General features: G+C 62.1%; 15 protein-coding genes. 1 reads left to right on the top strand and 14 read right to left on the bottom strand.

The features are described 5' to 3' along the window. From PspS34_RS17085 to ribBA, 3 genes are all read right to left on the bottom strand, one after another. A complete protein-coding gene (locus tag PspS34_RS17085; RefSeq protein ID WP_167362897.1) occupies positions 1-933 on the bottom strand; it encodes an ABC transporter permease in 933 nt (310 codons plus the stop codon). After that, entirely contained in the window at positions 930-1955 is a 1026-nt protein-coding gene (locus tag PspS34_RS17080; protein ID WP_095967714.1) for an ABC transporter substrate-binding protein, read from the bottom strand. The genes PspS34_RS17085 and PspS34_RS17080 overlap by 4 nt, the downstream gene beginning before the upstream one ends. A gap of 321 nt (positions 1956-2276) precedes the next feature. Continuing rightward, positions 2277-3386 (bottom strand): bifunctional 3,4-dihydroxy-2-butanone-4-phosphate synthase/GTP cyclohydrolase II, encoded by a 1110-nt coding sequence (ribBA, locus tag PspS34_RS17075; RefSeq protein ID WP_154862048.1) that lies wholly within the window; start codon positions 3384-3386, stop codon positions 2277-2279. Between the two features lie 70 nt (positions 3387-3456). Between ribBA and PspS34_RS17070 the strand changes: the two genes are divergently transcribed. After that, positions 3457-3753: a DUF1330 domain-containing protein gene (locus tag PspS34_RS17070; RefSeq protein ID WP_159390213.1), complete on the top strand. Its 297-nt coding sequence runs from the start codon at positions 3457-3459 to the stop codon at positions 3751-3753. Between the two features lie 134 nt (positions 3754-3887). Here the strand turns inward: PspS34_RS17070 and PspS34_RS17065 are convergent, their stop codons facing one another. The 11 genes from PspS34_RS17065 to PspS34_RS17015 all read right to left on the bottom strand — a co-directional run bounded on the left by PspS34_RS17065 (position 3888) and on the right by PspS34_RS17015 (position 13509). After that, complete coding sequence (locus PspS34_RS17065; protein WP_102671435.1) at positions 3888-4451, bottom strand: NUDIX hydrolase; 564 nt, start codon at positions 4449-4451, stop codon at positions 3888-3890. A gap of 1 nt (position 4452) precedes the next feature. Continuing rightward, positions 4453-5205: a GntR family transcriptional regulator gene (locus PspS34_RS17060; protein ID WP_015095667.1), complete on the bottom strand. Its 753-nt coding sequence runs from the start codon at positions 5203-5205 to the stop codon at positions 4453-4455. Between the two features lie 89 nt (positions 5206-5294). Then, positions 5295-5684 (bottom strand): carboxymuconolactone decarboxylase family protein, encoded by a 390-nt coding sequence (locus tag PspS34_RS17055; RefSeq protein ID WP_007991919.1) that lies wholly within the window; start codon positions 5682-5684, stop codon positions 5295-5297. Positions 5685-5703: 19 nt separating this feature from the next. Further along, positions 5704-7155 carry an NAD-dependent succinate-semialdehyde dehydrogenase gene (locus PspS34_RS17050; protein WP_154862046.1) on the bottom strand — a complete coding sequence of 484 codons (1452 nt, stop codon included), beginning with the start codon at positions 7153-7155 and terminating at the stop codon, positions 5704-5706. 137 nt (positions 7156-7292) lie between these two features. Continuing rightward, positions 7293-7778: a flavin reductase family protein gene (locus tag PspS34_RS17045; RefSeq protein ID WP_154862045.1), complete on the bottom strand. Its 486-nt coding sequence runs from the start codon at positions 7776-7778 to the stop codon at positions 7293-7295. 12 nt (positions 7779-7790) lie between these two features. Continuing rightward, positions 7791-9272: an aldehyde dehydrogenase gene (locus PspS34_RS17040; protein WP_154862044.1), complete on the bottom strand. Its 1482-nt coding sequence runs from the start codon at positions 9270-9272 to the stop codon at positions 7791-7793. Continuing rightward, a complete protein-coding gene (locus PspS34_RS17035) occupies positions 9269-10102 on the bottom strand; it encodes an alpha/beta fold hydrolase (RefSeq protein WP_102671439.1) in 834 nt (277 codons plus the stop codon). Before PspS34_RS17035 ends, PspS34_RS17040 begins: the two co-directional genes overlap by 4 nt. 44 nt (positions 10103-10146) lie before the next feature. Then, positions 10147-10737 carry an amino acid synthesis family protein gene (locus tag PspS34_RS17030; protein WP_007978708.1) on the bottom strand — a complete coding sequence of 197 codons (591 nt, stop codon included), beginning with the start codon at positions 10735-10737 and terminating at the stop codon, positions 10147-10149. A 210-nt stretch (positions 10738-10947) separates the two neighbouring features. Continuing rightward, positions 10948-11232: a hypothetical protein gene (locus PspS34_RS17025; RefSeq protein WP_154862043.1), complete on the bottom strand. Its 285-nt coding sequence runs from the start codon at positions 11230-11232 to the stop codon at positions 10948-10950. 246 nt (positions 11233-11478) lie between these two features. Beyond that, positions 11479-12111 carry a response regulator transcription factor gene (locus PspS34_RS17020; RefSeq protein WP_090456295.1) on the bottom strand — a complete coding sequence of 211 codons (633 nt, stop codon included), beginning with the start codon at positions 12109-12111 and terminating at the stop codon, positions 11479-11481. Between the two features lie 39 nt (positions 12112-12150). Further along, positions 12151-13509: a cache domain-containing protein gene (locus PspS34_RS17015; RefSeq protein WP_154862042.1), complete on the bottom strand. Its 1359-nt coding sequence runs from the start codon at positions 13507-13509 to the stop codon at positions 12151-12153. Positions 13510-13783: the final 274 nt, after the last annotated feature.

Below are 13783 nucleotides of genomic sequence, written 5' to 3'. Positions count from 1 at the left end.
TTACCTCGCGTTGCTGGCGCCAACCGGGGATTCCGGCTGGAGCTTCAGGTAGAAGTAGAACAACACCAGCGTGATCACGATCAGCAACGCGGCGCCGGCGCTGGCCAGGCCCCAGTTGAGGAACGACTGCACCTGCTGAATGATGAACTCGGGCAGCATCATGTTCTGCGCACCGCCCAGCAGCGCCGGGGTCACGTAGTAACCGAGGGACATCACGAACACCATCAGGCCGCCGGAGAACAGCCCCGGCCGGCACAGCGGCAGGAACACCCGGAAGAAGTTGGTCCACGGACTGGCGCCGCAGATCGAGCCGGCCTGCAGAATCATCGGGTCGATGGCCTGCATGGTCGCCTGCAACGGCAGCACGATGAACGGGATCATGATGTAGCTCATGCCGATCACCACGCCGGTGAGGTTGTGCACCATCTCCAGCGGTTGATCGATGATGCCCATGGCCATCAACGCCTTGTTGATCACCCCGGAGGCTTGCAGCAACACCAGCCAGGAGTAGGTGCGGGCGAGCAGGCTGGTCCACATCGACAGCAGTACGATGTTCAGGATCCAGCGGCCCCAGCCGCGCGGCACCAGGGTGATCGCCCAAGCCAGCGGGAAGCCCAGCAACAGGCTGAACAGCGTCACCAGGCCGGCCACCGAGAAGGTGTTGAGCAACACCCGCGCATAGGCCGAGTTGGCGAACAGTTGCTCATAGTTGCCCAGGCCCGGCACCGGTTCCAGCACGCCGCGCAACAGCAGGCCAATCAGCGGCGCGAGAAAGAACAAGCCGAGGAACAGCAGGGCGGGGATCAGGTTGCTCGATCCGCGCCAGCGTTGCGCCAGGGTAGGGGATTGCGTCATCGCAGCCGCCTTGCCGACAGCGCCGGAGGCGCTCCCGACTGGCGTGGACGGACGGGACGCGGTTACCGCCATTTTCATTTGACCAGCCATTCGTTCCACCGTGTCGCGATGGCCGGACCGTTCTTGGCCCAGTACGCGAAATCAAGAGTGATCTGATCCTTTGCGTAGGCGGTCGGCAGGTTAGGGGCCAGCGCCGAATCCAGGCGCGCCACACTGTCGACGTTGACCGGGGCGTAGGCGGTCAGGTTGGAGAAGTCCGCCTGTCCTTTGGCGCTGCTGGCATTGGCCAGGAACTTCATCGCCGCGTCCTTGTTTTTCGAACCCTTGGGAATGACCAGGATGTCGGCCATGACCAGGTTCTGCTTCCAGCTTACGCCGACCGGGGCGCCGTCTTCCTGCAGGGCATGGATCCGGCCGTTCCAGAACTGGCCCATGCTCGCCTCACCGGAGGCCAGCAGCTGCTGTGACTGCGCGCCGCCGCCCCACCAGACGATGTCTTTCTTGATGGTGTCGAGTTTCTTGAAGGCACGGTCCAGGTCCAGCGGGTAGAGCTTGTCCGCCGCTACACCGTCGGCCAGCAACGCCAGCTCAAGCACGCCTGGGCTTGGCCATTTGTAGAGGGCGCGTTTGCCGGGGTAGGTCTTGGTGTCGAACAGCGCGGACCAGTCCTGCGGCTTGTTGGCGCCGAGCTTGCCTTCGTTGTAGCCGAGGACGAAGGAGAAGAAGAACGAGCCGACGCCGTGATCGCTGACGAAGCGCGGGTCGATCTTGTCGCGTTCAATGACTTTGAAATCGAGGGGTTCGAGCAAGCCTTCGGCGGCGGCGCGCAAGGCGAAGTCGGCTTCGACGTCGACCACGTCCCACTGCACGTTGCCGCTCTCGACCATGGCCTTGAGTTTGCCGTAGTCGGTCGGGCCATCCTGCACGACGGTGATGCCGCTGGCCTTGCTGAACGGGTCGGCCCAGGCCTGCTTCTGCGCATCCTGGGTGCTGCCGCCCCAACTCACGAAGTTGACGCTTTCAGCCGCCAGCAATGCCTGGCTGGTCACGCTCAGCAGTCCCGCAAAAAGAACTGCGGTCGCACGTTTGTTCAACACCATTTTCACGCCCTCATTGTTGTGTTTATGAGCGGGGCTTTGGAGTGCCCGCCTATCGGGAGCAGTAGGTCCGTCGAGTCAGTGCTGACTGTCCGGTCTATGGAATATCATATTATGGTATTCCAAACTTTGTGCAAGCATTTTGCCGTACCGGCTATCAGCCAAAAGGTGTTTTTTCTGTGGATCTGAACTTCGTCCGGCGACGCAATCCCCTGTGGGAGCGGGCTTGCTCGCGAAAGCGGTGTGTCAGACAACTTTGGGTCGACTGACACTCCCTCTTCGCGAGCAAGCCCGCTCCCACAGGGGATTGCGTTAAACCAAGAGTCACTCGGTGAATGGAATACTCTCCACCACCTCCAGGTCATACCCGGTCAAACCGGCATATTTCAGCGGCGGCCCGAGATGGCGCAGCTTGCCGACACCCAGGTTTTGCAGGATCTGCGCACCGGTGCCCACCTCCGAATAAATCCGCGACTGCGAACGGCTGAACTGCCGGGGCGTCTGGGTCAATTGCGGCACGCGTTCGAGCAACGCCTGGGAGGATTCGTGATTGGCCAGCACCACCACCACGCCGTGGCCTTCGGCGGCGACACGCTGCAAGGCGGCCCACAAGGTCCAGTTGGTCGGCCCGCTGTACTCGGCACCGACCAGATCGCGCAACGGGTCAATCACATGCACGCGCACCAGCGTCGGCTCATCGCGGCGCAGATCGCCCATGACCATGGCCATGTGGACACCGCCTTCGATGCGATCCTCAAAGGTGATCAGACGAAAGGTGCCGTGCACGGTGGGCAGATCACGTTCACCGATGCGCACGATGGTGTGTTCGGTGCTAAGGCGGTAGTGGATCAGGTCGGCGATGGTGCCGATCTTGATCCCGTGCTTGCGCGCAAACACTTCCAGGTCAGGGCGCCGGGCCATGGTGCCGTCGTCGTTCATCACCTCGACGATCACCGAGGCCGGGGTATGGCCGGCCAGGCGGGCCAGGTCGCAACCGGCCTCGGTATGACCGGCGCGGGTCAGCACGCCGCCTTCCCGGGCACGTAACGGGAAGATATGGCCGGGTTGCACGATGTCGGCAGGGCCGGCGCTGGCAGCGACGGCGGCGGCCACGGTGCAGGCACGATCGGCGGCGGAGATTCCGGTGGTCACCCCGACGGCGGCCTCGATGGACACGGTGAAGGCGGTGCTGAACACGCTGCCGTTGCTCGGCACCATCTGCTCCAGGCCCAGGCGTTTGCAGTGCTCGTCGGTCAAGGTCAGGCAGATCAGGCCACGGGCTTCGCGGGCCATGAAGCTGATCGCCTCGGGCGTGCAGCAGTCGGCGGCCAGCAGCAGGTCGCCTTCGTTTTCCCGGTCTTCGTCGTCGACCAGCAGGACCATTTTGCCGAGGCGGTAATCTTCGATGATTTCTTCGATGCTGTTGAAGGCCATGCTGGAGTCTCAGTGTTTGTTGGATGGGTATTGTGGTATACCATAATACAAAACAAACCGAGAGGTCACTATGAAGGCGTACTGGATTGCTCATGTGGATGTCACCGACCCCGATCAATACAGCCAATACACCCAGCGGGCGCCGAAGGCGTTTGCCCTGTATGGCGGTCGGATTCTGGCGCGGGGCGGGCGCAGCGAGGCGATGGAAGGCCGGCCTACGCCGCAACGCAGTGTGGTGATCGAGTTTGATTCCTATGAGCAGGCGGTGGCTTGCTATCACTCGGCGTTGTATCAGGAGGCCAGGGGACATCGCGAAGGCGTGGCGAAGGCAGAGGTCATTATCGTCGAGGGCATGGCGCCGCTCTGACCAACACCGCTTGACCCTGTAGGAGCGAGCCTGCTCGCGAAAAACGTTAGAGCAACGCGTTCGGTCAGTCAGCACGCGTCATCGTTGACGACCATCGCGAGCAGGCTCGCTCCTACAGGGGGAGTGGGGTTTTTTCAGCGAATGAAGTGAATCTTCCCGCTGTCGTCATTGCCCATGTAGATGCCATAAACCCCGGCCTGGCGCTCCTCGATATAGCGCTCAAGGATCTGCCGGATCGCCGGATAGTAGATGCTGTCCCAGGGAATGTCTTCGGGCGCGAAGAACTTGTAGTCGAGGGTTTCCGGGCCGTACTGCCCGGTAATCTCCAGCGCGATGGCGCGGAAGATGATGTACACCTCGCTGATCTTCGGCACGCTGAAGATCGAATAGGGCGAGACGATTTCGGCACGCACGCCGCTTTCTTCCCAGACTTCACGCAAGGCCGCCTGTTCGGTGGTCTCGCCACTTTCCATGAAGCCTGCCGGCAGGGTCCAGGTGCCGGGGCGCGGCGGAATCGCGCGTTGGCACAGCAAATATTTGCCGTCCTGCTCGATGATGCAGCCGGCAATGATTTTCGGATTGATGTAATGGATGTAGCCGCAACCGCGGCACATCAGGCGCTCGTGCGTATCGCCCGGCGGCAACTGTGACCTGAGGTCTGCGCTGCCGCACTTGGGGCAAAAGCTCGGGCTGAACATTTCAGCGACCTATGCGCGGTTCTTTCAGCGCGATGGGCAAGGTAATCGCCGGGATGTCGCCGGTTTCTTCCTGCTTGCGCTTGAGGTAGTCCAGGGCCACGGCAGCGGCCGCACGCACGTGGTCGACGCAAGCCTGGTGGGCGGCCAGCGGATCACCGCCCTTGATCGCCTCGACCATGCGTTCCATTTCCTGGTTACTGGCGCCGCGACGGTTCTCCTGGGATACCGAGGTCGCGCGCAGGTAGCTGATGCGTGCCTGCAACTGGCGCAATTGAGTGGCCGCGACATGGTTGCCCGAGCCTTCGAGCAGCACATCGTAGAAACCTTGCACCGAGTCGATGACCTGTTGCAGCTCACCGTCCTTGAGCGCCTTGCGATTTTCTTCGAGGGCTTTTTCCAGGGCCTTGATGTCCTTGGCCTTGGCGCGCAGGGTGAACAGTTGCACGATCAGCCCTTCGAGTACGCAGCGCAGCTCGTAGATGTCCACGGCATCGGCCAGGGTGATGATCGCGACACGCGGGCCCTTGGCGTCGGCGAATTCCACCAGGCCTTCGGATTCCAGGTGACGCAAGGCTTCGCGCACGGAGGTACGGCTGACGCCCAGGCGATCGCACAGATCGCGTTCGACCAGACGGTCTCCCGGCAGGAGCTGGAAGTTCATGATGGCGCTTCGCAGTTTATCCAGCACGATTTCGCGCAGGGTAACGGGGTTGCGATTGACCTTGAAGCTGTCGTCGAGTGGCAGGCGTTTCATGGGGTCCGCTCTGATTGTGGCTGTCCATGCAAAAAAGAGCACTTCGATTACGGGAATCTGGGTGCCCGGTCAGATCAAACAGCCAAGGGTTAACTGGAGGCCTCGGCATCGGCTTCGGCGAAGGCTTCACGGGCGAGCCGGAAACTGTCTACGGCAGCGGGGACACCGCAATAAATGCCGACCTGAAGCAATATTTCGCGTATTTGCTCACGACTCAGGCCGTTACGCAAGGCGCCGCGTACATGCAGTTTGAGTTCATGGGGCCGGTTGAGGGCCGAGATCATCGCCAGGTTGATCATGCTGCGCTCCTTGAGCGACAAACCCTCACGACCCCAGACATGACCCCAACAATACTCGGTGACCATTTCCTGCAACGGTCGGGTGAAGTCGTCGGCGTTCTCGATGGAACGATTGACGTAGGCCTCACCCAGCACCTGGGTACGGATCTTCAGGCCTTTTTCATACTTTTCGTTGTTCATTTGCGTAGCTCCCGCGGGCTCAAAGGCCGCCCATCAAGGTGTATTTGAGTTCCAGGTAATCCTCGATGCCGTACTTCGACCCTTCACGGCCCAGCCCCGAGGACTTGATCCCGCCGAATGGCGCGACCTCAGTGGAAATCAGCCCTTCGTTGATTCCGACCATGCCGTACTCCAGCGCCTCGCTCATGCGCCAGGCGCGGCCCAGGTCGCGGGTGTAGCAGTAGGCGGCCAGGCCGAATTCGGTGTCGTTGGCCATCTCGACGGCCTGGGCCTCGGTGTCGAAACGGAACACGGCGGCCAGCGGGCCAAAGGTTTCATCCCGGGCGACTTTCATCCGGGTGGTGACGCCGATGAGCACGGTCGGCTGGAAGAATCCATTGCCCAGCGCATGGCGTTCGCCGCCGCACAGCAGTTGTGCTCCGTGGGCCAGAGCGTCTTGCACGTGTTCTTCGACCTTGGCCACGGCGCGCTCGTTGATCAGTGGCCCTTGGGTGACGCCATCATCGAAACCGCTGCCGACCTTGAGTTGCGAAACCCGCTCGGCCAGGCGTGCGACAAAGGCGTCGTGGATGCCGGCCTGCACCAGGAAGCGATTGACGCAGACGCAGGTCTGCCCGGCGTTGCGGAATTTGGCGATCAGCGCGCCGTCAACCGCGCGTTCCAGATCGGCATCGTCGAAGACAATGAACGGCGCGTTGCCGCCCAGCTCCAGCGAGACTTTTTTCAGGGTCGGCGCGCACTGGGCCATCAGCAGTTTGCCGATGGCGGTGGAGCCGGTGAACGACAGTTTGCGCACAAGGCTGCTGGCGGTCAGCTCGCCACCGATGGCGATGGCATCGCCGGTGATCACGTTGAAAATGCCCGCTGGAATCCCGGCCTGTTCCGCCAGCGCAGCCATGGCCAGTGCCGAGAACGGAGTTTCCGGAGCCGGCTTGACGATGCACGGGCAACCGGCCGCCAGTGCCGGGCCGGCCTTGCGGGTGATCATCGCCGCCGGGAAGTTCCACGGCGTGATGGCCGCGACGACGCCAATCGGCTCCTTGCTGACCACGATGCGCGCATCGCCCTTGTGGCTGGGAATGGTGTCGCCGTAGATGCGCTTGGCCTCTTCGGCGAACCACTCGATGAAGCTCGCGGCGTAGAGGATTTCGCCTTTGGCTTCGGCCAGTGGCTTGCCTTGTTCGAGGGTGAGGATGTGTGCCAGGGCGTCGGCGTTCTCCAGCATCAAGGCATGCCAGCGCTTGAGCGTATTGCTGCGCTCCTTGGCGGTCAGTGCGCGCCAGGCCGGCCAGGCCTTGTTGGCGGCCTCGATAGCCAGGCGCGCATGCTCGGCGCCGAGGTTCGGCACTCGGCCGATCAGTTCACCGGTGGCCGGGTTGAAGATGTCCTGACAGGCGCCATCCGGCGCGTCCAGCCACTGGCCATTGATGTAGGCCTGTTGGCGGAACAGTTGCGAGGCTGCTGGGCTCATGCCGGCTCCTTAGTAGAGTGGTGGACCCTGTGGGAGCGGGCTTGCTCGCGAAGGCGGTGTATCAGGCGCCATCAATGTTGGATGTGCCGGCCACTTCGCGAGCAAGCCCGCTCCCACAGGGGGATTGTGTTCAACCATCAGGCCAGGGTGGGCAGGGGGCCCAGTTTGCCTTTGTGGTAGATCATCGGCGTCACCGGTTGGTCGGGCAGGATCAGGTTCTTCACCGCGCCGACGATGATCGCGTGATCGCCGCCGTCGTATTCGCGCCACAGTTCGCACTCGATGATCGCCGTGGCCTTGGCCAGGATCGGGTTACCCCGTTCGCTCAAGTGCCACTCGATGCCTTTGGCCTTGTCCTTGCCTTTACCGGCGAAGGCATAGGCCTCGGCGGTCTGCTCGGCGGACAGCAGGTGAATCGCGAACTGCTTGCTGTCGCGCAACACCGGGTAGGTATCGGAGCCGTAGTTGGGGCAGAACAGCACCAGTGCCGGGTCGATCGACAGCGCACTGAAGGCGCTGGCGGTGATGCCGACGATGCCGCCGTCCGGGTCCAGGGTGGTGACCACCGTGACCCCGGACGGGAACGAGCTCATCACGTCTTTGTAAATGCCGGGTTCGATCATTTTCCAGGACTCCTAGCGCATCACGAAGGGATCAGGCATCGGTGCCTGGGACAGGTTGATCCACACCGTTTTCAGCTCGGTGTAGGCCAGCACCGAATCGATGCCGCTTTCGCGTCCATAGCCGCTGTTCTTGAAGCCGCCGATCGGCGCCATGGCCGAGACTGCACGGTAGGTGTTGACCCAGATGATCCCCGAACGCACGTCCCGGGCCAGGCGATGGGCGCGGCCCAGGTCGCGTGTCCAGATGCCGGCGGCGAGGCCGAACTGCGAGTCGTTGGCAATCTCCAGCGCCTGGGCTTCGTCCTTGAAACGGATGACCGAAGCCACCGGACCAAAGACTTCTTCCTGCATGATCTTCATCGAATTGCGGTCGCACTCGAACAGCGTCGGTTCGTAGAACCAGCCGTCACCCAGATTCTCTGGACGCTTGCCGCCCAGGCGCAGGCGCGCGCCTTCTGCGATAGCATCGGCCACCAGGCCTTCGACCACGGCCAGTTGCTGTGCGGTGGCCATCGGGCCCATTTCGCTGCTGTCGTCCTGCGGGTTGCCAATGCGGATGCGCTTGGCGCGTTCCACCAGACGACCGACGAACTCATCGTAGATTTCGTCCTGCACCAGCAAGCGCGAACCGGAGACGCAGCTCTGCCCGGAGGCGGCATAGATCCCGGCGATGGCGCCGTTGATCGCGCTGTCGAGGTCGGCGTCGGCGAAGATGATGTTCGGCGATTTGCCCCCCAGCTCCAGCGACAGCTTGGCAAAGTTCTCGGCACTGCTGCGCACCACATGCCGAGCCGTCGCCGCGCCGCCGGTGAAGGCGATCTTGCGGATCAGCGGATGGCGGGTGAGGGCGGCGCCGGTGCTTGGGCCGTAACCGGTGACGACGTTGACCACCCCCGGCGGAATCCCGGCTTCCAGTGCCAGGCGCGCCAGTTCAAGAATCGTTGCCGAGGCGTGTTCCGACGGCTTGATCACGATGGTATTGCCCGCGGCGAGCGCCGGGGCGAGTTTGATCGCGGTCAGGTACAGCGGGCTGTTCCACGGAATGATCGCGGCAACCACACCCATGGCTTCGTGCACGGTGTAGGCAAACAGGTCCGGCTTGTCCAGCGGCAGGGTGCCGCCTTCGAGCTTGTCCGCCAGGCCTGCGGTGTAGTGGAAGAACTCCGGCAGATAGCCGACCTGGCCGCGGGTTTCGCGGATCAGCTTGCCGTTGTCACGGCTTTCGAGCTGCGCCAGTTGTTCTTTGTTCTCGGCGATCAGGTCGCCCAGGCGTCGCAGCAATTTGCCGCGAGCGGTGGCCGTCAAACCGCGCCATGCCGGGCTGTCGAAAGCCGTCTGCGCAGCCTGCACGGCACGCTCGACATCGGCTTCGTCGGCATCGGGCAGTTCAGCCCAGGGCTCGGCCAGCGCCGGGTTGAGGCTTTCGAAGGTCTTGCCGGACAGGGCATCGACCCATTCACCGCCGATGCACATCTGGAAGCGTGCGAGTGTCATGCAACGATCCCCTTGATCTGGTTTTGTTTGGAGTGCGCGGTCTGCAGAAACTCCAGCAACAGCTGGTTGACCAGGCGTGGCGACTCTACCGGCATCATATGCCGTTGCTCGGCGAGTACGGCAACGGTCGCGCCGGGAATGCGTTCGGCCAGTTGCCGGGCCATTTCCGGGGTTGAGCCGGGGTCCAGTTCGCCGGTGGCGATCAGCGTCGGCACCTGGATGCTGGCCAGGTCGTCGGCGCGGTACATGTCCTGGGTGGCGAACAGTTCATAAGTGGTCAGGTAACCCTGAGGGTCATTACCGGCCAGGGTCTGGCGAATCGCGGCGATCTGCGCCGGGTTCGCGGCCTGGTATTCACGGCTGAACCAGCGCGACAGTGCGGCTTCGGCATTGGCGTCCGGTCCGTGTTCGGCAGCCTGGCTGGTGCGGGCGATGACCCCGGCACGCTGTTCGGCACTGCGGTTGAACACGCTGTTGAGCACCACCAGGCCTTCCAGGCGTTGCGCGTAGTGCAGGGCAAAGGCCCGCGCCACCAGCCCGCCCATGGAAAAGCCGATCACCGTTGCCTTGGGCAATTGCAGGTGGTCGAGCAGCTCCAGCAACTGGTCGGCATAGCCGAGCAGCGGCGTGCCACTCTCCGGGCGCGGGCTGGCGCCATGGCCGAGCATGTCGTAGGCGATGACGCGGTACTTCGTGGCCAGGCCAACGATCTGGCCGCCCCACATTTCTTTGTTCAGGCCCACGCCGTGGATCAAGACCACGGGCTGGCCTTGGCCGGTCGCCAGGTAACTGGTGCCAGCCGGGGTGAGTTCAGCGGTGAGCCGAATCATGGAGCGCTCCTGCAATGCCTTCTTGTTGTCGTTCTGCTGGCCGGTTACTGGGCTTTTTCGGCGGCCAGTTCTTCCAGGTCGATGTAGCGGTTGCCGATGCGCGGGTGCAGGCGGCCGCCATCGGCGCAACCCAGGACCACGACGATTTCGTCGGCACGCGGCGCGTCTTCGATCTGCATTTCCAGGGTGATGTAGTGCGAGCGCAGGCCTTCGTCGTCCTTGTGCATCATAGGGATCTGGATCGAGGTGCCCGGGCCGCCGCGCTTGTTGGTGAAGCTCAGGTAGCTCTTGGCCTTGACCGCTTCGCGGTAATGGTTGCCGAAGCGCAGGGTGTGGATCACCGCCGAAGCGTGCTCGATTTCGCCATCGGCGCCGACCACGGCCGCCTTGCCGTACGCCTCGATTTTCTCCGCGCCGCCAATGATGCCCACCAGGCGCTCGACCATCAGCGCGCCGAGGTCGGAGCAGTTGGCGCGGATCTGTGGTTTCAGGTCTTCGACGAAGCCGTTGCCCAGCCAGGGGTTCTTCATCACCACGGCCAGACCGACCATGGTCACGGGCTTATCGGTGGCTTTGCCGCCTTCAATAAAGGTTTCTTCGACATAGCTGACGATCTTGCGGATTTCGAAACTCATGAGCTGCTCCGTAGAGGTTTGGGTGTCTGTGCGTCTGATGGTATACCATAATACCGGAAGCACAAGTCCCCGAACGGAGTTTCTGGCTGGATGGCGATAAAAGGGGGGCGGGCGAGGCGCTATGCGTGTCGGGAAGGACTTATAAAAGACGTAAAAAAACCCGGCTGATGAGGCCGGGTTTTCGTCGATTCCTGCGGTAAAGCACTGCATTCAGACAGCGCGGCTTTCGATCAGACGATCCGAACCGCCTTCGGCTACGCGGTTTTGCAGGAGTTTGTCCGAGCCGCCTTCGGCAACACGTTTTTCCAGCAGGCGATCCGAACCACCTTCGGCGACACGATTCTCGATCAGGCGATCGGAACCACCCTCGACCACACGGCTTTCAATCAGACGATCCGAGCCGCCTTCGGCGACCACAGGTTGAGCAGAGGTAGCGGCGAAAGCGTTAACTGCGAAAACCGAGAAAGCGATGCTGAGGAGGGTCTGGCGTTTCATGATCGTGTGCTCCGGGGTGCTTATGGGTTGGTATGGAGCAGATGTTACGCCGTGGATTTTTTAAGAGAACTTCATTGAATTGATGGTGACTATCGACGCAGTCAATGGTGGATTCGGCGATCCCTTGTGGGAGCGGGCTTGCTCGCGAAGGCGTCGGCATTGCCAGCAATGTTGTCGACTGACACAACGCCTTCGCGAGCAAGCCCGCTCCCACAGGTTTTTGCAGTGAACACAGGGTTCGCGGTGTTAGCGGGAAATAAGCCCATGATCGATCGCGTATTTGACCAGCGCCGCCGGCTTGTCGATGTTGAGCTTGCGTCGGATGCTCAGGCGATGGGTTTCCACCGTGCGCACGCTGATGTCCAGTTCCCGGGCCATTTCCTTGTTGTTCAACCCCTGCGCCATCTTCGACAACACCTGGCTTTCCCTCGGGGTCAGTTCGTTGTCGGTGTTCCTGTCGGCGATCAGCCGCTGGGCGATTTCCGCGCTGTAGAAGGTTCCGCCGCTGGTGATGGCCTCGATGGCGGCGATGATTTCCCGTGACGGGGCGTTCTTCAGCACGTAGCCGCTGGCGCCGGAGCGCACCGATTCACTGACGTATTCGTAATTGTCGTACATGCTCAGCACCAGCACCTTGAGCGACGGGTACTGGCTGCGCAGCACGCGGGTCAGTTCCAGGCCGTTCATGTCCGGCAGGCTGATGTCGACCAGCAGCAGGTCCGGCTGGCAACGTCCGACCATCTCGATGGCCGCGGCGCCGTTTTCCGCTTCGCCGACCATTTCCAGGGGCGACATCACGGCCAGCAGCGCCTTGATTCCGTCGCGGACCAGGGAGTGATCGTCGACCAGGGCGACGCGGATCGGGGAAGGCAGGTTCATCGCAGCTATTCACTCTTGTAGTTTTGGGCCGGGTCAGCGTTATGCGTCTGGTTTCATTGGCAGCCGCACATCCAGCTCACTTCTGCCCGGCATCGAAATCAAATCGAAGCGCCCACCAAAATGTTCGACGCGCTCGCGGATGTTACGCAAGCCAATGCCGGCCTGGCGACGTTCGACCTGGGCGACGTTGAAACCGATACCGTCGTCGACCACCGTCAGCCGCACGGACTCGTCGCAGCCGCGCAGTGTAATGGACACGTTCTTCGCCCGGGCGTGGCGTTCAATATTGGTCAGGCCTTCCTGGACGATGCGGAACAGCGAAACAGCCGCGCCGTCGACCAGTTGGCAGTCGAATTCATTTTCGTCATAGGTCACGGTCAGCCCGCTGCGCTGCTCGAATTCCGCGGCCAATTGGCCGATGGCCGCCGGCAGGCCGAGGGTGTCGAGCAGGGACGAGCGCAGATCATGGGAGAGGCTGCGGACTTCGCCGATGGCATCGCCCAGGCGCTCGGTGGCGTCTTTCAGCGTGCTCAAGCCCTTGTCGGGGGCCTGTCCGCGTTCCAGCAAATGGCTGGCCAGTTCGAATTGAAACTTGATCGAGACCAGCACCTGGCTGATGCCGTCGTGCAACTCGCGGGACACTCGTGATCGTTCTTCCTCCTGCAGGCTGACGATGCGTTGGGTCAGGCGCTGCAGTTTCTTGTCCGCCAGGCGATGTTCGCTGACGTTCAGGGTCATGCCGGTGGCGAAGACGAACAGCACCGCGACGAGGGCGACCACGGCAATCGCCATCATGGTCTTGCGGATGCCCATGGCCACTTCGGCACGGGCCTGCTGGGTGGCGCGTTCGACGTCTTCGAGGTAGATGCCGGTACCGAGCATCCAGCCCCAGCGATCGAGCATCACCACGTAGGCGAGCTTGTCGGTCACCTGGCCGGAGGAGGGTTTGTTCCAGGCATAGCGTTGAAAACCTTCGCCCGATTGCGCGCTTTTGAGCAGCGCCTGGATCACCGGCAGGCCGTGGGGATCTTTCATGTCCCACAGGTATTGGCCCACCAGTTCCGACTGGCGCGCATGCATCAGGCTGCGGCCTTCGTGGTCGTAGACGAAGAAGTAGCCGTTGATGCCAAAGCTGAGCTTGCGCAGTTCTTCCAGCACTTGTTGTTGGGCGTGGGCATCGCCGTGGCCGTCGTCGTACAGGGGCGCGATCAGGCTCTGGGCCATTTCCACGTAGTTTTTCAGCTCCGCGCGCTTGCTCGCCAGAATGCTGTCTTCGATCAGTTGCGCCTGTTGATCGCCCAATTGGCGATTGAGGGAAATCACCAGCGCGCAGATGACGGCAATGGCCAGCACCAGCGGCAGAATCCCGAGGGCGACGATCTTGTGTTTGAGCTGCATGTTGACTCCTGCCCGCGCGAAGGCTCGGGATCATATGCCAAAGATACATAGCCTTGTTGGACGGAATGACCATTGGCCGGGGTGAAATGCGAAACCAATGTGGGAGCGGGCTTGCTCGCGAAAGCGGTGTGTCAGCTGACATCAATATTGACTGATCCACCGCCTTCGCGAGCAAGCCCGCACCCACAGGGAGATCGGCGTCATCTACGTAGAACTACGTAGACGCCACGTACGTAGTAACGCGGATTTATTTGTGGACGACATGCGCAGATAT

The organism is Pseudomonas sp. S34 (genome assembly GCF_009866745.1).
In the GTDB taxonomy this organism is placed as follows: Bacteria; Pseudomonadota; Gammaproteobacteria; order Pseudomonadales; family Pseudomonadaceae; genus Aquipseudomonas; species Aquipseudomonas jessenii.
Note: the sequence above shows the minus strand (reverse complement) of the source record. Positions and strands in the feature narration are given on the sequence as shown.

Excerpts from the sequence above, each read along its gene's own strand:
- PspS34_RS17045 (WP_154862045.1), bottom strand. The coding sequence starts at position 7,778 with ATGATCGAACCCGGCATTTACAAAGACGTGATGAGCTCGTTCCCGTCC.
- PspS34_RS17055 (WP_007991919.1), bottom strand. The coding sequence starts at position 5,684 with ATGAACAACGAAAAGTATGAAAAAGGCCTGAAGATCCGTACCCAGGTG.
- PspS34_RS17050 (WP_154862046.1), bottom strand. The coding sequence starts at position 7,155 with ATGAGCCCAGCAGCCTCGCAACTGTTCCGCCAACAGGCCTACATCAAT.
- PspS34_RS17060 (WP_015095667.1), bottom strand. The coding sequence starts at position 5,205 with ATGAAACGCCTGCCACTCGACGACAGCTTCAAGGTCAATCGCAACCCC.
- PspS34_RS17040 (WP_154862044.1), bottom strand. The coding sequence starts at position 9,272 with ATGACACTCGCACGCTTCCAGATGTGCATCGGCGGTGAATGGGTCGAT.
- PspS34_RS17025 (WP_154862043.1), bottom strand. The coding sequence starts at position 11,232 with ATGAAACGCCAGACCCTCCTCAGCATCGCTTTCTCGGTTTTCGCAGTT.
- PspS34_RS17065 (WP_102671435.1), bottom strand. The coding sequence starts at position 4,451 with ATGTTCAGCCCGAGCTTTTGCCCCAAGTGCGGCAGCGCAGACCTCAGG.
- PspS34_RS17020 (WP_090456295.1), bottom strand. The coding sequence starts at position 12,111 with ATGAACCTGCCTTCCCCGATCCGCGTCGCCCTGGTCGACGATCACTCC.
- PspS34_RS17070 (WP_159390213.1), top strand. The coding sequence starts at position 3,457 with ATGAAGGCGTACTGGATTGCTCATGTGGATGTCACCGACCCCGATCAA.
- PspS34_RS17030 (WP_007978708.1), bottom strand. The coding sequence starts at position 10,737 with ATGAGTTTCGAAATCCGCAAGATCGTCAGCTATGTCGAAGAAACCTTT.
- PspS34_RS17035 (WP_102671439.1), bottom strand. The coding sequence starts at position 10,102 with ATGATTCGGCTCACCGCTGAACTCACCCCGGCTGGCACCAGTTACCTG.
- PspS34_RS17080 (WP_095967714.1), bottom strand. The coding sequence starts at position 1,955 with ATGGTGTTGAACAAACGTGCGACCGCAGTTCTTTTTGCGGGACTGCTG.
- PspS34_RS17085 (WP_167362897.1), bottom strand. The coding sequence starts at position 933 with ATGAAAATGGCGGTAACCGCGTCCCGTCCGTCCACGCCAGTCGGGAGC.
- PspS34_RS17015 (WP_154862042.1), bottom strand. The coding sequence starts at position 13,509 with ATGCAGCTCAAACACAAGATCGTCGCCCTCGGGATTCTGCCGCTGGTG.
- ribBA (WP_154862048.1), bottom strand. The coding sequence starts at position 3,386 with ATGGCCTTCAACAGCATCGAAGAAATCATCGAAGATTACCGCCTCGGC.